We start from the raw sequence: 16,611 nt of genomic DNA, 5'->3' as shown, positions 1-16,611 counted from the left end.
TGGGGGGCGGCCCGGTGAGGGCCGCCCCGAAGACTCGGCTACTGGTCGGTGTCGGGGATCCAGGAGCCGTGGATGCCGCCGGTGACACGGCGGGGCAGGTGGACGGTGGCGATCCGGTCGAGGCCGGTGGCGTCCAGGACCAGGAGCTGGGAGGCGTCCTGCTTGAGGTCGGAGACGACGGTGAGCAGGTAGCCGTCGTCCTCGCTGGTGGCGCCTTCGGCGGGGACGAAGACGGCCTCGCTGGGCAGGCGGGCGTCGCCGGCCTGGTGGAGGCGGCGGGCGCCGGTGGCGCGGTCGTACTTGACGACGCCGTAGCCGCCGAAGCCGTCCTGGTCGGGGAAGGAGATGGCGTAGGTGTAGCGGTTGTCGGTGCCGAGGTAGTCCTCGTTGAGGGTGGGGAACTCCACGGCGAGGTCGTCGATGGTCTGCTCGTCGACGCTGCCCTGGGCGAGGTCGACGACCCAGCGGCGGGTGTAGGAGCGGGTGTTGGGCTCGGTGCCGCGGCCCGGCGCGCCGACCCACCAATTCCACGACAGCTGGAAGCCCTCCCGGTCGACCGTGGGGCCTTCCAGGACGATGCGGCCCTGGGTGTCCTCGTAGGCGTTGGCGGCGTGCAGCATGTTGCCGGGCTCGATGGCGAACCAGCGGATCTTGGCGGCGCCGTCGGCGGTGCGGGGCATGACGCCGATGCGGGAGGGCTGGGCGTCGCTCCAGCCGTAGGGGATGCCGGAGTGCTCGGTCGGGTCGAAGGTGACCGAGCCTTCGACGAAGACCACGTGGTGGCGGGTGATCGCGAAGTCGTGCTTGAGGGAGGCGGTGGCGTCGGGAATCTCGGCGCTGTGCACGATCTGGCCCTTGGCGTCGGCGATGTAGTAAATCAGGTAGGGCGGGAACGGTGAGGAGCCGAAGAAGTGCAGCTCGCCGGTGGCAGGGTCGGTCTTGGGGTGGGCGGTCATCGCGCTGCGCAGCTTGCCGTCGAAGTCGTAGGCGCCGACGGTCTCCAGTTCGGCGTCCAGCTCGAACGGGAAGTTCGCCTCGCACAGGGCCAGCAGGCGTCCGGCGTGCTCGATGACGTGGGTGCCGGCGGGGCTGGCGGTCATGTCCGGGCCGTGCTCGGTCATGTAGGGGGCGCCGTCCAGGGCAGGGGTGCGGACCCACCGGTTGCGGTACCACTCGGCCCGGCCGTCCCGCAGCCTGATCCCGTGGACCATGCCGCTGCCCTTGAACCAGTGCGTCGGGGTGACGCCCGGCTTGGGGTTGTGGCTGTTGCGGATCAGCCGGCCGTTCAGCTCGGGCGGCAGGTGGCCCTCGACGGTCAGCCCGGTCGCGGTGATCTCGTCGACGGCGGGGGTGTAGTGGCCGGTCAGGTAGGGCTTGGCGGTCATGGCGAATTCCTCTTCCTTGATGTGGTTGGAGTGTTGTGCGGTGAGACGGGTCGTCATCAGGCGGGCTGCTCGGCGCGGGTCTTCAGGGCCGCGAGCCAAGATTCGAGTGAGGCGTGCAAGGCCTGGCCTAGCTGCTCGGCGGCGGCCTCGACGGGCGCCCCGGCCCACGACTCCTCGGTGCGCACGGTGACGCGGTCGCCGTCGGCGGTGAACGTCCACACGTGCACGCCGTCGATGCCGCCGGCCGGGCCGCCCCACACGATCCGCTCGCCGGGCACGACCTCGAAGACGGTGGAGGTGATGTCCAGGCCGTGGGTGGTCCACCGGAAGGAGCTGCCGGGCTCCACCGGGCCGCTGAGTGTGGCGATGGCGATGTCGCCGTTCCAACTTGGCCAGGCGTCGATGCCGGTGTGCAGCGCCCATACCCGCTCGATCGGGGCGTCGATGGTGGTGGACAGACGGACGATCACCGGGGCGGTCTCGTCGATGGTGCGCATTTCGGGGTTCCTTCCGGTTGAACGGGTCAGATAGGCGGCCAGGACGGCCGTGGCGAGCAGGACGGCGGCCGAGGCGGCGAACGCCGCGCGGTAGCCGTCGGTGAGGGCCTGCAGTTGCGGCGAAGAGGAGCCTGCGGTGACCGACCCGGCCAACGTGGCTAGGAAGGCCAGACCGATCGCGCCGCCGACCTGGCGGCTGGTGTTCACCAGCCCGCCGGCCGTTCCGGAGTCCTCCTTGGCGACTTCGTTCATGGACAGGTCGGTGAGCTGGATGAAGGCGACGCTGAGACCGAGCCCGATCAGGACGCTTGGACCGAGCACGTCGGCGAGGTAGGAGCTTCCGGCGCTGATCCGCGCCAGCCACAGCGTCCCGGCGGCCTGCACGAGCAGGGCGGACAGCAGCGTCCGGCGGGATCCGAGCCCGGCGGTGAGTCGGGGGGACAAAGCGGAACCGACCATGATGGCGCCGGCGAGCGGAAGCTGGCCCAGACCGGTGAGCAGCGGGCTCTCGCCGAGAACCTCCTGCTGGTAGAGCGGCAGGAAGAAGAACAGCGCGAGCCACACCGATCCGAACAGGGCCATCAGCACGTTGCCCGCAGCCACCCGGCCGCCCCGCACCAGCCGCGGCGGCACCAGCGGATCGGGGTGACGCCGTTCCACCAGGACGAACACCGCGCCGAGGACGGCGGCAAGGGCGAGGGCGCCCAGGACGCGCCCGTCGGTCCAGCCTTGCGCACGGGCTGTGCTCAGCCCCCAGACCAGGCCGGTCAGGGACAGAGTGATCGTGAGAGTGCCGAGCGGATCGAACCGGCCGCCGCGGCGCGGCTGAGCGTGCGGGGTGCCGAGCGCGACGGCGACCAGCACCGCGAAGGTACCGGCGGTGACGGCGAAGAACAGCGCCCGCCAGCCCCACGCTTGGGCCAGGAGACCGCCCAAGAGCACCCCGGCGGCGCCGCCGGCGCCTGAGACCGCGCCCCACACCCCCAGCGCCCGGCCCCGGCCGGGGCCGGGCGGGAACAGGCCCATCACCACGGCCAGCGCAGCCGGGGCGATCGCCGCCGCTCCCATCCCCTGCACGGCACGGGCCGTGATCAGCACACCCGCCGAGGACGCCAGACCCGACGCGGCAGAGGCCGTCCCGAAGACCGCCAGCCCGCCCAGCAGGAGCCTGCGATGGCCCAGCAGGTCCGCGGCCCGCCCGCCGGCCAGCAGCAGGGCGCCGAACGCCAGCCCGTAAGCGTTGACGACCCAGGGTGTGCCGCCGTCGGAAAGGCCGGCGCCGTCCCGGATCTGCGGGAGCGCCACGTTGACGATCGAGTTGCCGAGCACGACGAGGAACTGCGCCGCGGCCAAGGCCGCGAGCGCCGGGCCCGTGGCTGTCTTACGCATCTCCGACTCCAAATATGTGTGGTTAACCACTCACTATTGCGTGGAAAGGAAGGCGGGGCTCGAGCCCCGCCGGCGTCACCCCGGGCGGATCGCCCGGGAGGGCTCAGTAGTGCGTGATGCCCGCCGAGAGGGTCCGCGTCCAGGGTGCCTGCACCTCGTCGGCGCCGGTGGACACCAGCAGGTGGCACAGCATGCCCCGGGCGAAGAAGTCCTGGACCTGGGCCTCACCACCGCCGGAGGCGCCGCGCACGTACTCCACCAGCCGGGCGTAGCCCTGCCGAACCGCCTCGCGCACGGCCGGCTCGGACACCGCCGCCGCCTGGGCGTGCAGCTGGATCAGCATCAGGTCGTTGTCACTGATCAGTCGCGCGTAGGCGTCGCCCATCGCGTGCAGGACGGTCTCGGCCGAGCCGCCGCCGTGGGTGGCCACCGCCTGCTCCAGCGCGCCGCGCACCTTCACGAAGCAGTGCTCGACGACTGCCACGAACAGGGACTCCTTGCTCGGAAACAGCCGGTAGACGTAGGCCTGGGAGATTCCGGCGGCCTTGGCCACCTCCGTTGTGGTCGTGCCCCAGTAGCCGCGGGCCGCGAAGGCGCCGATGGCGGTGGCGAGCACCGTCTCCCGGCGCTCCTCGGCGGTGGACAGCTGTCGCGCTCGGCTCGTCATCATGTGAGTAATAAACCACTCACAGTTTCTGATGTCAAGGCGGACCACCCGGCCGCCACCCCGGATCGGGGGCTCGCGCCGGCCCCGCCGTTGCGGCCTTCATCGTGGACCGCCCTGGATCGCCGCCAGGACGTCGGCGCGCGTGGGGCCCGGCCGGGGCGGGCTTCCCGCACCCGTGGCGGCTGCTGCGGCGGCTCGCACCGCGGGCGCGCTGAACGCGGTCTCGGGGACGGCGAGCCCGCAGGCGACGTCGGCCATCGCGCGCAGCACGTCGGGATTCGACAGTTTGAGGGCGTCCAGGGTGTTGCCCAGATGCCAGCCGGGGTCGTCGGTGTCATACCGGCGGCCCGCCAGCAGCGCGTCGATCTCCGCCATCCGGTGGGCGTCCCAGCGGCGCAGCCGCCGGTAGACCGGCATGACGGTCTGCTCGGTGGCCTCGTCGAACCGCAGCGCCAGCTTGACCGCGTCGTTCAGGCCGCCGCCGGTGACCACCTCGGCCAGCGCGATCACGTGCGCCAGCCCGACCGACAGGCCGAGCCCGAACTGGGGGTCGCTGGCCGCCCGCGCGTCGCCCACGCTCAGCAGCCCGGTGACCACGGGGGTGCCGTCGACGACTGTCATCTGGCTGCGGGTGTTCAGGCCTGACATCGCCTGGATCCCAGTGATCGGTTCGGCGTGCATGCGCTCGGCCAGCGCCGGGAACAGCGCTGCGGCCCGCTCCCAGGCCCGCGCGTCGTGCAGGGCCCGCAGCGCGCGGTCCCGGCTGGAGATGATCAGGCCCAGCGACCAGGTGCCGCCGTCGCCCGGCAGCACGATGGCCGACACACCGTCGTGATGAGTGAGCGGCCAGGGGACCTGGGCGGGCGTGGCCCCGCCACAGCTGCGGAAGGACCGCGTGTAGTACACGAACCCGGCCTCGATCCGCTCGCTGGCCGGCGGCGGCCCGCCCAGCCGCGCCAACAGGGCGCCCACCGGCGAGTTCCTGCCGCCCGCGTCCACCACCAGCGGTGCGTGGATCTCCTGCCCGTGCTGGGTGGTGACACCGACGACGTGCGGACGCCCCGGGATCTGCTCGGCGCCGGCCAGCAGGCCGCTCACCGCGGTGGCGCGGCGGACCGTGAGGCCGGGCGTCTTGGCCGCAGCCGCGGCGAACGCGGCCTCCAGGACCGGCCGCCGGGCGGTGAGGGTGTCATAGCGATCATCCCCCGGGCGGCGGCCGCCGATCGCGGGCAGCCCCCATGCGCCCGCGAGGATGTTGAGCGGCAGCGCACCGAGCTCCCGCAGCTCGGTGAGCACGCCCGGCAGGGCCGAACGCAGCACGGCGGCGCCGGCGGGCAGCAGGATGTGCGGCTGGCGGAACTGGTTGACCCCGGGCCTGCGCCACTCCCGCCACGCCCGCGCTGCGGTAGCCGGGCCGCCGGTGTCCGTGCCGGCGGGGCACTCGCCGTCGCGTTCCAGCACGGTGACGGCCATGCCCTGGCCGGCCAGGACCATCCCCGCGGCCAGACCAACCGGGCCCGCCCCGATCACGATCACGTCCGGGTGTGACATTCGACCTCCTTCAGACGTTCGTCTGTCGGAGCCCACTGTGGTCCGGGCCGTTGCTCACCTGCGAGACCGGCGGGTGCTCACCTGTTACTCAACCGGCGCTCACCTCGCCCTACGGGTGCGGGGCGGGCAGGGAGCGTTCGGCGGTCTCGCGCTTCCACAGCAGCTCGCACACCCGCTCCAGCCCGCGTTGCAGATGGCGGCGGTAGGTGCTGTAGGGCAGGTTCAGCCGTTCGGCCGCGATCATCTGGTTGGGCACCCGGTGGAAGTAGGTCGTGGCCAGCACCCTGTGGAGTTTGGCCTCACGCGGGTCGGCGCTCAGGGCGTCGACGGCATCGGTGAGCAGCTCCCGGAGCATGGGCAGGGCGTGATCGGCGGCGTGACCGGGCTGGACCGTGATCATTCGCGCCTGGCACAGCGGGTTGGTCGCCAGGGCGTCTTCGCGGTGCCAGTCGCGCAGCGCGTCACGGACGGCGGCGTCGAACGCGGCACGTGTCAGCAGGGAGACGGCGGGGTCGGCGGCGGGGGAGGGCGGCTCGCCGGTGAGGCCGCCCGGCTGGGTCCGGTCGAACCAGATCGACAGCGGCGTGGTGCGCCAGTCGCAGGCGAACAGCGTGTAGGTGTGCCCGTTGGACCAGTCCAGTTCGGTGGCCGGCACGTGGCCCAGGTGCACCATCAGCCTCTCCCACAACCGCGGGTAGGGGCTGATGATGAACGACCAGGCCAGCCCGGACGAACGGATCCAGTCGGCGCAGATGCGCAGCTGCATCAGGTGCAGCACCGGCGAGATCTCGTAGTAGGCCGGCGGATAGATCAGGAAGCGGGCCAGCATGAGGTGCTCGCCCGGCCGCAGCGGGCTCGTACCGGCCACATGCTCCCACGCCTGGGCCAGCACCGGATCGGCGGCCGTCTCCTCCGCGCGCTGCTCCGCCAGGCGCAGCCACGTCATGAACGCGACCGCCTCGCCCGTCACCGCGTCCCGGTAGATCCAGAACGCCTCCGGCTGGCGCTCCAGCCAGAAGTCCACGATCGCCGCGGACTGCGGCCCTTCGGCCTCCATGATCAACCGCCGCACCGCGTCGTGGTCTCCCGGATGCAGGGTGTCCTCGTAGAAGTCGCCCTCCCGCCGCATCTGGAAGTACGGTCCCATCGGCCCGTACCGCTTGAGATAGCTCAGCTCGCGGATCGCCACGAGCGCCGCCGCCGGCGGCGCGGTCCGGGCCTGCTCCAGCAGGTGGTGCCCGACCCGCCGGTGCATCTCCTCATACCCCTGCGGATCGCGCCAGCGCAGATCGGCGTCGATCGCGTCGCTGACCAGGTCGTGCAGGAACATGCCCTGCCTGCCCCAGTCGGCGACGGGCAGCCGACGCAACCAGGTGAACATCTCCGCGCCCCGCTCCCCGCCGACGACAGCGCACAGCAACCCCTCGGTGGTGGTCATCGCATGAGCGGCGACCTCCAACGCCAGCCGGTGAACCCGGCTGGGCACCTCCCCCACCATCTGCGACAGCAGCCCGGTCAGCACGTCCGGAGTCGGAGTCCAGCTCACGCCGTCTCCGTTCGCCGCGACGCTCGCGGCCAGGCTGAGCGCCAGCGGATGGCCGCCGGCGAAGCCGATCACCTGCCCGCGCACCCCCTCCGCCACCCCTCGCAACTCCAGCAGCCGCTCGGCCTCCGGCCGGTCGAGATCCCTCAGCGGAACCACCGCCAGAGCCTCACTCCACCCCAGATGCGACGTCCACGCCAGGCTCGGCCCCTCCCGCCCCGCCAGCACCACCAAGGTCCGCTGCGACAACGAGGGAAGGAACCGGTCATACAGCCACGCCTCCAGCCCCTGGCAATGCTCGAACGCGTCGATCAGAAGCACGGCGTCCGCTGGCATCCCCGCCACCTCGGCCTCGAAACCAGCAGGAGAAGGATCGATGAGCCGGCCGTTCACCTCCACGACCGGCCTGCCCGCATCCCGGCTCTCATCCGCGAAACGCCGCAGCAGCGTTGACTTGCCCACCCCACCCGGTCCCTGCACGAACAAGACCGCCGGAGCGCCCTCCATCCCCGCCAGAGCACGACGGAAAAGCTCGATCTCCCCCGAACGGCCGACGAACGCCCGCTCCCGGGCCCACCTCAACCGATCCGCTAAGCTGCCCGATTCAATGCTCATTGGCGCAATATAGAGGCCATCTCCCTCCTCCATGACACCAGCACCTCGCCAGCGTGATCTCCGCATGAATCTCAAGCCCCACCCCCGCCCGCCTCGGCCGTCGGCGATCCGGGACGGAAACGGCCTCCGCCGATCCCGCGTCAGCAGGCGAGGGGCAGACTAAGTACGCCGGAAAAGGGACAACGGCGGTGGGCATACAGGACAGAGCTGTTCACTCCGTCCGGTTCCCGATACGGCGTCTGACCATGTCAGTCCAGTTCCTCGCGGAGGGCTGCGAGGAAGAGGGCGGCGTCCCGGCCGTTGACCAGGCGGTGGTCGTAGGCCAGGCCGATGTCGGCGACGGTCCGCGTCGTCACCGAGCCGTCGGCGGCCAGGACGGTCTCCGGCCGGGGGGAGGTCACCGCGAGGGCGGCGGCCGTGCCGGGCAGGACGATCGGGACGGCGAGGACCACGTCGGCGTCGGTGTGCAGGGTGACGGTGATGTTCGCCCCGGTCAGGTCCTTCTCCCGGAAGTCGCCGGTGGCGGCGGCCAGCCGGTGGCGCATCATCGTGGCGGCGATGTCGCGCAGGGAGCCGGTCTCGTGGATGACCGGCACGTACAGGCCCTCGCCCAGGTCGAAGGTGACCCCGACGCGCGGGGCGTCCGACAGCCGGACCACCGGCCCGGCCGGGCCGCCGGACGCGCCCCCCGCCTCTTCTCCGACGGAGGCGAACAGCAGCGGGAACCTCCCGTGCAGCCCGGCCACCGCCCGCACGAACAGTTCGGGCAGCCCGACCGGGCGGCGCACCTCGCGGGTCAGCGCACGGGCCCGTTCCAGAGCCGGGCCGACGTCGAAGCGCATCACGGTGTAGGCGGATGGGATCGTCCGGTGGGAGAGGGTCACGGCGCGGGCCACGGCCCGCTGCACCCGCGACAACCCGTGCCTGCCGGCCGTGCTCCCCGTCGCGCCGTCCGTCTCCGTGTGGTCCGCGTTCGCGCCGCCCGCCCCCGTGCCGTCGGGCTCCGTGTGGTCCGCGTCAGCGCCGCCTACCCCCGAGTCCTCCGTCTCCGTACCGCCTGCGGAGGCGCTCGCGGCGGCGAGGCGTTCGACGTCGGCCCGGCGGACCAGCGGCAGCCCCAGGGCCAGCACGCGGTCCTCGGCGACTCCCAGTTCCCGCATCGCGGCGCGGGCGGGAGCGGTGATCAGGGAGCCGGCCGCTCCGGCGGGCGTTCCGGACGCGTCGCCGGACGGCCCCTGCGGAACGGCGTCCTCGGAGAGGACGCGGGCCAGTACGGCGCCCGGGGCGATCCAGGTGTCCTTGGCCGCGGCGTGGACCAGCCGTCCGGAGGCCTCCGCCTCGATCTCGTCGGCGGCCTTGGAGGTCTCCAGGACCGCCACCGCCTCGCCCGCGCGCACCGGCTCGCCGTCGCCGACGAGCCACTCCACGATCAGGTACTCGGTGTCCTGGTTGTTCAGCTTGGGAACGAGGACGTCAGTCACGCAGGGCCTCCCGTACGGCGCGGTGGATCGCGGACCCGGTGATGAGGACCTCCCGCTCCAGGTGAGCGGCGGTGGGGATGACCGACGCCGCGGAGCAGACCAGGCGGACCGGGCCGCGCAGCCGGTCCCAGACGCGCTGGTGGACCAGGTGGGCGACCTCGCCTCCCCAGGTGCCGCCGGCGGTGCTCTCCTCGGCGACCAGCACGACCTCGCCGAGGTACGGCAGCAGCGCCTCGACGTCCAGCGGGTACAGCCGGGACGGCACCAGCAGCCGGCAGGAGATCTCCTCCTCCATCAGCAGCGAGCGCATCGCCTCCAGAGCCCGGTGCGCCGTCCCGCCGGGCGCGACGATCACGCAGTCGGGGCGGGCGGCCAGCTCCGGCACGACGGGGTCCACCACGGCCAGCTCACCGTCGCGGCGCACCGCGAACAGCGGGTCCGCCTGGCCCATCGGCCGGGTGTAGAGGATCTTGTCCTCGAAGAACAGGCACGGCTCGCCCCGGTCCACCATGGCCGCGAACACCTCGCGGTTGTCGTGGAAGGGCGACATCTCGTACAGCGCCAGGCCGGGCATGCCGACGAAGTGCTTCTGCAGGCTCTGGCTGTGCGTGGGGCCGTAGCCCCGGCCGCCACCGGTGGGGCAGCGCACGACCATCCGCAGCGGCAGGCGCGAGCCGTACATCGACACCGACTTGGCGGCGAAGTTGCACAGCTGATCGAAGGCGAGCGTGGCGAAGTCGCCGAACATGATCTCGGCCACCGCGGTGTTGCCGGTCAGCGCGAGCCCGGCCGCGACCCCGGTGAGGGCGCCCTCGCTGATCGGCGTGGTGATCACCCGGTCGGGGAAGCGGGCCGACAGCCCTTTTGTGATCTTGAAGGCGCCGCCGTACGGGTCGAGGACGTCCTCGCCCAGCACGTACGCCGTGGGGTCGTCGTCGAGCAGCCCGTGCAGGGCGGCGTTGAGGTTCTCGGCTACGCGCACGGCGACCACCTCGACGGCGGGCGGGCGGCGACGTCGTCGGCCACGCCCTCGACCAGGGCCCGGACCGGGCCGTCGAACCGGTGGAAGTGCTCGGGGTGGTCCTGGGCGTAGCGGGCGTACCAGTCGTTCTCCTCCGCCGCCCGGATCACCTCCGGCGGGCGGGTGTCGTCGCCCTTGCTGTGCGGGCCCAGGCGGTGGGTGACGAACTCCGCCACCAGCGGCCGGCCCTCCCGGACCCGCGCGACCAGCGGCTCCAGTCCGGTGCGGATCTCGTTGACGTCGCCCGAGACCACGAGGTGGTGGTCGACGCCGAACGCCGCCGCCCGGCCGGCGACGGTGCCCGCCATCTGCGCGGCGGTGGGCGTGGACTGGGCGATGCCGTTGTTCTCCACGACGATCAGCAGCGGGAGCCGCCAGAGCGCGGCCAGGTTGAGCGCCTCGTAGACGGCGCCCTCGCCCCAGGTCCCGTCGCCGATGTACACGCAGGCCAGCGCGCCGGGCTCGGTCCGCCGCAGGTGCATGGCGACGCCGGCGGCCACCGGCAGGCTCTCGCCCTGCACCCCGGTGGACAGGTAGCGGTCGCGGTGGATGTGCTGGCTGCCGCCCACCCCGCCGCAGACCGCGCCCTCCCGGCCCATGATCTCCGCCAGCAGCCCGGGCGCGTCGCCGAACCGGGCCAGGTAGTGGCCGTGGCCGCGGTGGTTGCTGAACACGAAGTCGGCGGCACCCAGCAGGGGGCGCAGCGCCACCGGCACGTACTCCTGGCCCAGGCAGGTGTGCGTGGTGCCGTTCAGCTCCCCCCTGCCGTACAGCTGGAGCAGCTTCAGCTCGAAGTGCCGGATCAGCAGCAGCAGTTCGAGGTCGTCGTCGGCCAGGCGGGAGAGCCGGGGCCGGCCGGTGTCCGGATCGAGGGCCGGGGCGAGTGTCTCGGTCATCTGTCTCAGTCGTCGCCGAGAAGCTTGACGATCCCGGCGATCGTGGGGTTGTCGAAGAAGTCGTCCAGCTCGACCTCGACGCCGAGGCGCTTGCGCATCCGGACGATGATCTGCGTGATGGTCAGGGAGTGCCCCCCGAGGTCGAAGACGTCGTCGTGGTCGCCGATCGGTGAGACGCCCAGGACCTCCTCCCAGATCTCGCGGAGCTCGCGGATCTGGTCGGTACGGGTGGTGACGGAACCCATGTCGTACTCCAGAGAGTGTTGCGTGCGGTTCTTCGGTGGATCTCGGATGTCGGATGTCGGGTGCGGCGGCGGGCGGCGGGACGGAGTCGCTCAGCCGCGGCGCGCCCGGCTCGGGCGACCACGGCGGGCGGAAGGATTCACCGGGCGTCCCTCAGCTCGCGCAGGCGCAGGCCGGGATCGCGGGCCGCCCGTTCCAGCAGCAGGCGCAGATCGGCGGCCACCTCTCCCGCGTCCGGCACGGCCTCGGGGTCGTGGCGCAGGGCCACGGTGAGCCCCTCCGGCCCGTCCACGCACTGCAGGTGGAGCGCGCCGCGGACGGAGCCGTTGGGGACGGTCCGGTCCACCGCGCAGTCCAGGCCGGAGAAGACGGGGTCCGGGACGGCACGGGTGCGGTAGCTGACCGAGACGGGCACCAGCGCGGCGTGCGGCCGCAGGCGGGGCAGCGCCCGGCTGAGCGGGACCCGGCGGAACCGGTAGATCTCCCGCAACTCGGCCCGCAGTCCCGCGGCGAACTCCCGGAAGGTGTCCGCCGGATCCGGGCACGAGGCGACGGGCAGCTCGTTGACGAACACGCCGATGTGCCCGGCGGCCTCGGCGGGCCGGGTGGACAGGTCCACGGCGGTGGTGACGACGGGGTTGCCGTACCCGGCCAGCAGGACGTGCAGCGCGGCGAGGAACGTCTCGAACCGGGTGAGCCCGGTGACGGGCACCGGGTTCACGGTGAACCGGAGCGTACGGCCCCCGGCCGCCCGGCGGGAGCGCAGCGCCCGGCCGCGCACCACCGTCTCGCCCGGTTCCCGCCACCGGGCGCCCCAGAACTCCCGGGCGGCCGGCAGTTCGGCGGCGACCCGCTCGCGTTCGGCCCGGCCGTGGTCGAGCGCGGGCAGCGGGGCGAGCCGCTCACCGTTGTGCAGGGCGGCCAGGTCGCGCACCAGGATGTCCTTGGAGTGACCGTCGAAGACCAGGTGGTGGGCGGTGAAGGCGAGCGTGTGCCGTCCGGGGCCGGTCTCGATGAGGATGAACCGCGACAGCGGTCCCCCGTCCAGGTCGAACGGGGCGAGGAGCTCCCGCCGTACGGCCTCGGGCCAGGTCTCCGGGTCCCCCACCGCGTGACCGCCCGCTCCGGAACCACCCGCGGCGGTGTCCATACCGGGGGCACCCGCCGCGTCCCCGCCCGTGAGCACACGATCGGCCTCGGGCCAGACCACCCGCATGTGCCGTACCGGCACCGGAGCACCGGGGACCAGCCGCAGGCCGCCGCCCGCCTCGGCCACCACCGAGCCGAGCATCGCGTGCCGGTCCACGACGGCGGCGCAGGCCTCCAGGAGTGCTGTGATCCCGCGCGAGCTCATGCCGACTTCTGAGCTCGCTGTGATCCCGCGCGAGCTCATGCCGACTTCTGAGCTCGCTGTGATCCCGCGCGAGCCGCGCAGGTGGACCAGGAGCGGCATGTGGTACGCGGTTCCCGCCGTCCCCGTCTGCTCGGTCACCCAGATCCCCTGCTGGAGGAAGGTGACCTCGGCGCCGTCCGGGCCGGGGACCGGCAGCGCGAGATCACTGGCGGGCGGTGCGGGATCGGAGAACGGGGACGGCGGGATCACGCTCATGCCGGAGCCTCCTCGACGGCGCCGGGGGCCGCGGAGACTCCGGAGAACGGGTCCGTATCGGGAACCGGAGCCGTACCGGGGACGAGAGCCTCGCGCAGGGCCCGTTTGTCGACCTTGCCGCCGGTGTTGCGAGGCAGCGCGGCGACCGTGACCACGTGGGCGGGCAGTTCCTGCGGCGCGAGCCGGCCGGAGAGGAAGACGCGCAGTTCCTCGGCCGCCAGGGGCTCGCGGACGACCACGGCGACGGCGACGACGGTCCCCAGGACCGGGTGCGGCACCCCGAACGCGGCCGCCTCGACCACGGCCGGATGGCCGAACACGGCCTCCTCGACGTGGAGCGTGGAGACCTTGTAGGCGCCGGACTTCACCACGTCGCTCTCACGGTCGACGAGGTACAGGTAGCCGTCCGGGTCCAGGTAGCCGAGGTCTCCCATGCGGACCCAGCCGTCACGGAAGGTCCCGCTGCCGGGATCGCCGTAGTAGGAGCGCGACGCGGCCGGGGAGCGCATCCAGACCTCGCCGGTCTCCCCCTGCGCCAGCGGTTCCCCCTCCGGGGTGGCGATCCTGATCCGTCCCCCGGCCACCGCCCGGCCCACGCTGCCGGGCCGCTCCGGATCGAACATCATGACCGTCTGAGCGGGGGCCGCCTCGGTCGAGGTGTAGTAGTTGGTGATCGTCGCCTTGGGGAAGGCCCCGGTCAGCGCCTCGGCGACCGCCGAGGGCAGGGGCGCGGCGGCCGAGCCGAGCAGCAGCACGCTGGACAGGTCGTGCCGCTCCGCGACGCCCGCGTTGAGCAGCTCGATGGCCATCGCCGGGACGAGGAAGACCGTCCCGGCGCGGTAGGACTCGATCAGCGCGGCGAAGCGGCCGGGCGTGAAGCGGGGCAGGGTGACCACGGCGGGGTGGGCGTCGAGGGCGTTGATCAGCATCATCTGGCCGGCGTTGGTGCCCACCGGGAAAGCGTGGACCAGGTGCCGCGAGTGCGCGAACGGGCGCCGCCTGCCGCCGCAGCCGTACGCCAGGTTGGCGTGGGTGGCCGCCACACCCTTGGGACGTCCGGTGGTGCCGGAGGTGTAGAGGATCTGCGCCAGATCGCCGGGACCGGGGTCGGCCTTCTCGTAGGACGTCTCCCCCGCCGTGTTCCCCCGCGGGCTCATATCGGCCTCTGGGTTCGTCAGAATCTCCGGCGTCGCGGTCCAGCCCTCCACGGGCACGTCCAGGCCCTCGGCGTGGACGGCTCCCACGGCGCCGCAGTGGCCGAGCATGAACCGCAGGTCGCCGGGGGCGAGGCGGTCCGACAGCGGTACGGCCGCCGCTCCCGCCTTGAGCACCCCGAGGAACGCCACGGCGTAGTCCGTCCAGTCCCCGTTCCCGAACACCAGGCCCACCCGGTCGCCACCGACGACGCCCCGTCCCACCAGGCCGTTCGCGAGCTCGGTGGAGCGCGCCTCCCACTGGCCGTAGGTGAGCGGAGCCGAGCCCTGCACGATCAGCGCGACCCCCTCGGGATCGGCGAGCGCCCGGTCTCTCAGCAGTTGAGTGACGGTCAGGTTCACCGGGTGAACCTCCAAAAGATCGCCCGAAAGATCGGATGTATATGGGCCTCGGGCACTTGGATACCAGGACCACAACAGGAAAGAATCTTTACTATTCCGATTCGAGCGCCAGTCTTACATGATCGAAAGAGCGGCGCAAGCCCTTTGCCACATCCCTTCAGCTAGAGCGGGATCCTGCACCCACAGGGCCTTGCGCGCCCTGAACGGAGGTGTAACACTGACAGACCCCACCCAACTGAAAGGTTTCTTTCCGGAAGGGTTCCTTTCCGGAAGTACGTTCAGCAACGGCTCCGCCCCTTCCGTCGCCGCGATCCGGCCGGTCAGCGCGGCGACACATCCCATGTCTACCGGCTGGAAGATCGGCCGGTGGAACCGCAGGCCACGGTGCCGGGAGGGACGGCACGCCTCAGTGAAACGAGGGCTGAGATGAACCACCCCGTCGTGGCCGACCACGAGGAGCAGCATTCGATGCAGGAAGCCCCGGCGCTCAGGGAACGGCTGGCCGCGATGGTGGCCTGGGCCTCGGACGGGACGGTCAGCGCCGCCGAGGCGCTGGCGGCCACGGTGCCGCTGTCCGCGCTGGGGGTCACCTCCCTCGCGCAGATGCGGCTGATCGACGCGGTGGAGCGGGAGTTCGGGATCGAGTTCGACTTCTCGGACGACACGGTCGACGTGCTGAACGACCTGACGGCCCTGGAGCGCCGCATCACCGAGGCCGCGTGATGGGCGTGCGCTCCCCCGGCGGGAAGGACTCCCGCTCCTCAGCCCGCTCCTCAGGAGGGATGGACATCCGCTTCTCCGGGGGCAGATCGGGGACCGCCCCGCTGACCTGGGGCCAGCGGGCCATCTGGGACACCGTCCGCAAGACCGCCCCCGACGACCGCTACTTCAACTTCGGCCAGATCCTGCCGGTCCCCGACCGGGTCCGGCCGCTGACCCCGGAGCGCGCCGCCCGGGCGCTCGGCGCCCTGGTGGAGCGGCACGAGTCGCTGCGGACCCGGCTGGGCGCGGCGGAGCAGGACCGGGCCCGGCCGCACCCGCCGCGCGCCACCGCCTCGCGGCTCCTGGAGGTCCCCGAACCGTGGCAGGTGCTGGAGGCCGCGGGCACGCTCCCGGTCACCGTCGCGACCGGCGATCCGGAGCGGCTGCTCGGCGAGCTGACGGCGACCGCCTTCGACTACGCTGCCGAGTGGCCGCTCCGGGCCGGGCTGGTGGTCGACGGCGGCGAGGTGACCCACCTGGTGCTCGCCTTCTGCCACCTGGCCGCCGACGGACTGGGCGCCGAGGTCGCCCTGCGCGATCTGCGGCTGCTGCTGACGCGCGGCGCCGTACCGGGCCCCGTCCCGCCGCAACCGCTGGACCTGGCCCGCTGGCAGGAGTCCGAGCCCGGCCGGCGTGTGGCCCGGCTCGCCACCGAGCACTGGGAACGGGAGTACCGGCGCATCCCGCCGACCATGTTCGACCGCCCCTCGGGAGACGTGGCGGACCCGCCGGTGTGGCGGGCGAAGCTCGTGTCCCGGGCGATGGACCTGTCCGCCCAGCGGATCGCCGCCCTGCACGCCACGAGCACCTCGACCGTGCTGCTGGCCCTCGCGTCCTCCCTGGTCGCCGAGGTGACCGGGCACGAGGTGTGCGCGATGCTGCCGATCGCGGGCAACCGCTTCCGCGGTGACACCGTGAACGCGGTCACCACGCTGTCCCAGGAGGGCCTGTTCGTGCTCGAAGCGGGCCACAATGACGTGACCGGGCTGCTGCGGGCCGCCAAACCGGCCGCGCTGCGCGCCTACCGCTCCGCCTACCACGATCCTCGCGACCGCGACCGGCTCGTGGCCGGGATCAGCCGGGAGCGGGGAGCAACGATCCATCCGTACTGCTGTTTCAACGACATGCGCTTCACCGACCGCGCCGACGCCTCCCCCGACGAACCGGCCGTACGGCGGGCGCTGGCCGAGACGACGCTGACCTGGCCGCTCCGCCAGGACCGGCTCAACTGCCGCTTCTGCCTGCACCTGACCACCGAGCCCGGCGGCCTGGGGGTCTCGGTGACCGCCGACACCCGTTTCCTGTCCCGGCCGGCCATGGAACGCTACCTGCTCGATCTGGAGTCAGCGCTGGTGAAGGCCGCCTTCGCCGAGGCGCCGGAGCTCGTCGGGTGACC

General features: G+C 72.5%; 13 protein-coding genes. 2 read left to right on the top strand and 11 right to left on the bottom strand.

All coding sequences use genetic code 11. The features are described from left to right. Window positions 1–38: 38 nt before the first annotated feature. The 11 genes from IEZ08_RS01025 to IEZ08_RS00975 all read right to left on the bottom strand — a co-directional run bounded on the left by IEZ08_RS01025 (window position 39) and on the right by IEZ08_RS00975 (window position 14,453). Window positions 39–1,442 (bottom strand): carotenoid oxygenase family protein, encoded by a 1,404-nt coding sequence (locus IEZ08_RS01025; protein ID WP_229802833.1) that lies wholly within the window; start codon window positions 1,440–1,442, stop codon window positions 39–41. Then, complete coding sequence (locus IEZ08_RS01020; protein ID WP_189241461.1) at window positions 1,442–3,271, bottom strand: MFS transporter; 1,830 nt, start codon at window positions 3,269–3,271, stop codon at window positions 1,442–1,444. The genes IEZ08_RS01025 and IEZ08_RS01020 overlap by 1 nt, the downstream gene beginning before the upstream one ends. A gap of 103 nt (window positions 3,272–3,374) precedes the next feature. Next, complete coding sequence (locus IEZ08_RS01015) at window positions 3,375–3,941, bottom strand: TetR/AcrR family transcriptional regulator (protein ID WP_229802832.1); 567 nt, start codon at window positions 3,939–3,941, stop codon at window positions 3,375–3,377. 96 nt (window positions 3,942–4,037) lie between these two features. Continuing rightward, window positions 4,038–5,489, bottom strand: coding sequence for an FAD-dependent monooxygenase (locus tag IEZ08_RS01010; RefSeq protein ID WP_189241460.1), 1,452 nt, complete (start codon window positions 5,487–5,489; stop codon window positions 4,038–4,040). 109 nt (window positions 5,490–5,598) lie between these two features. Beyond that, complete coding sequence (locus IEZ08_RS01005; protein ID WP_268249304.1) at window positions 5,599–7,647, bottom strand: ATP-binding protein; 2,049 nt, start codon at window positions 7,645–7,647, stop codon at window positions 5,599–5,601. A gap of 248 nt (window positions 7,648–7,895) precedes the next feature. Then, window positions 7,896–9,128 (bottom strand): 2-oxo acid dehydrogenase subunit E2, encoded by a 1,233-nt coding sequence (locus tag IEZ08_RS01000; protein ID WP_068922000.1) that lies wholly within the window; start codon window positions 9,126–9,128, stop codon window positions 7,896–7,898. Then, window positions 9,121–10,110, bottom strand: coding sequence for an alpha-ketoacid dehydrogenase subunit beta (locus tag IEZ08_RS00995; protein WP_068928504.1), 990 nt, complete (start codon window positions 10,108–10,110; stop codon window positions 9,121–9,123). The genes IEZ08_RS01000 and IEZ08_RS00995 overlap by 8 nt, the downstream gene beginning before the upstream one ends. Beyond that, window positions 10,101–11,045, bottom strand: a complete 945-nt coding sequence (locus IEZ08_RS00990) for a thiamine pyrophosphate-dependent dehydrogenase E1 component subunit alpha (RefSeq protein ID WP_084779678.1) — start codon at window positions 11,043–11,045, stop codon at window positions 10,101–10,103. Before IEZ08_RS00990 ends, IEZ08_RS00995 begins: the two co-directional genes overlap by 10 nt. A 5-nt stretch (window positions 11,046–11,050) precedes the next feature. Next, window positions 11,051–11,290 (bottom strand): phosphopantetheine-binding protein, encoded by a 240-nt coding sequence (locus IEZ08_RS00985; protein ID WP_068921999.1) that lies wholly within the window; start codon window positions 11,288–11,290, stop codon window positions 11,051–11,053. Window positions 11,291–11,427: 137 nt separating this feature from the next. Then, on the bottom strand, window positions 11,428–12,897 hold the full coding sequence (locus tag IEZ08_RS00980) for a condensation domain-containing protein (RefSeq protein WP_189241458.1): 1,470 nt from the start codon (window positions 12,895–12,897) through the stop codon (window positions 11,428–11,430). Continuing rightward, entirely contained in the window at window positions 12,894–14,453 is a 1,560-nt protein-coding gene (locus tag IEZ08_RS00975) for a class I adenylate-forming enzyme family protein (protein ID WP_229802830.1), read from the bottom strand. Before IEZ08_RS00975 ends, IEZ08_RS00980 begins: the two co-directional genes overlap by 4 nt. A 426-nt stretch (window positions 14,454–14,879) precedes the next feature. Between IEZ08_RS00975 and IEZ08_RS00970 the strand changes: the two genes are divergently transcribed. Further along, window positions 14,880–15,176: an acyl carrier protein gene (locus tag IEZ08_RS00970; protein WP_229802829.1), complete on the top strand. Its 297-nt coding sequence runs from the start codon at window positions 14,880–14,882 to the stop codon at window positions 15,174–15,176. 59 nt (window positions 15,177–15,235) lie between these two features. Then, a complete protein-coding gene (locus IEZ08_RS00965; RefSeq protein WP_189241457.1) occupies window positions 15,236–16,609 on the top strand; it encodes a condensation domain-containing protein in 1,374 nt (457 codons plus the stop codon). Window positions 16,610–16,611: the final 2 nt, after the last annotated feature.

It is taken from the genome of Planobispora rosea (assembly GCF_014648175.1).
GTDB lineage: Bacteria > Actinomycetota > Actinomycetes > Streptosporangiales > Streptosporangiaceae > Planobispora > Planobispora rosea.
Note: the sequence above shows the minus strand (reverse complement) of the source record. Positions and strands in the feature narration are given on the sequence as shown.

Excerpts from the sequence above, each read along its gene's own strand:
- IEZ08_RS01015 (WP_229802832.1), bottom strand. The coding sequence starts at position 3,941 with ATGATGACGAGCCGAGCGCGACAGCTGTCCACCGCCGAGGAGCGCCGG.
- IEZ08_RS01010 (WP_189241460.1), bottom strand. The coding sequence starts at position 5,489 with ATGTCACACCCGGACGTGATCGTGATCGGGGCGGGCCCGGTTGGTCTG.
- IEZ08_RS01025 (WP_229802833.1), bottom strand. The coding sequence starts at position 1,442 with ATGACGACCCGTCTCACCGCACAACACTCCAACCACATCAAGGAAGAG.
- IEZ08_RS00990 (WP_084779678.1), bottom strand. The coding sequence starts at position 11,045 with ATGACCGAGACACTCGCCCCGGCCCTCGATCCGGACACCGGCCGGCCC.
- IEZ08_RS00970 (WP_229802829.1), top strand. The coding sequence starts at position 14,880 with ATGAACCACCCCGTCGTGGCCGACCACGAGGAGCAGCATTCGATGCAG.
- IEZ08_RS00965 (WP_189241457.1), top strand. The coding sequence starts at position 15,236 with ATGGACATCCGCTTCTCCGGGGGCAGATCGGGGACCGCCCCGCTGACC.
- IEZ08_RS01005 (WP_268249304.1), bottom strand. The coding sequence starts at position 7,647 with ATGAGCATTGAATCGGGCAGCTTAGCGGATCGGTTGAGGTGGGCCCGG.
- IEZ08_RS00980 (WP_189241458.1), bottom strand. The coding sequence starts at position 12,897 with ATGAGCGTGATCCCGCCGTCCCCGTTCTCCGATCCCGCACCGCCCGCC.
- IEZ08_RS00985 (WP_068921999.1), bottom strand. The coding sequence starts at position 11,290 with ATGGGTTCCGTCACCACCCGTACCGACCAGATCCGCGAGCTCCGCGAG.
- IEZ08_RS01020 (WP_189241461.1), bottom strand. The coding sequence starts at position 3,271 with ATGCGTAAGACAGCCACGGGCCCGGCGCTCGCGGCCTTGGCCGCGGCG.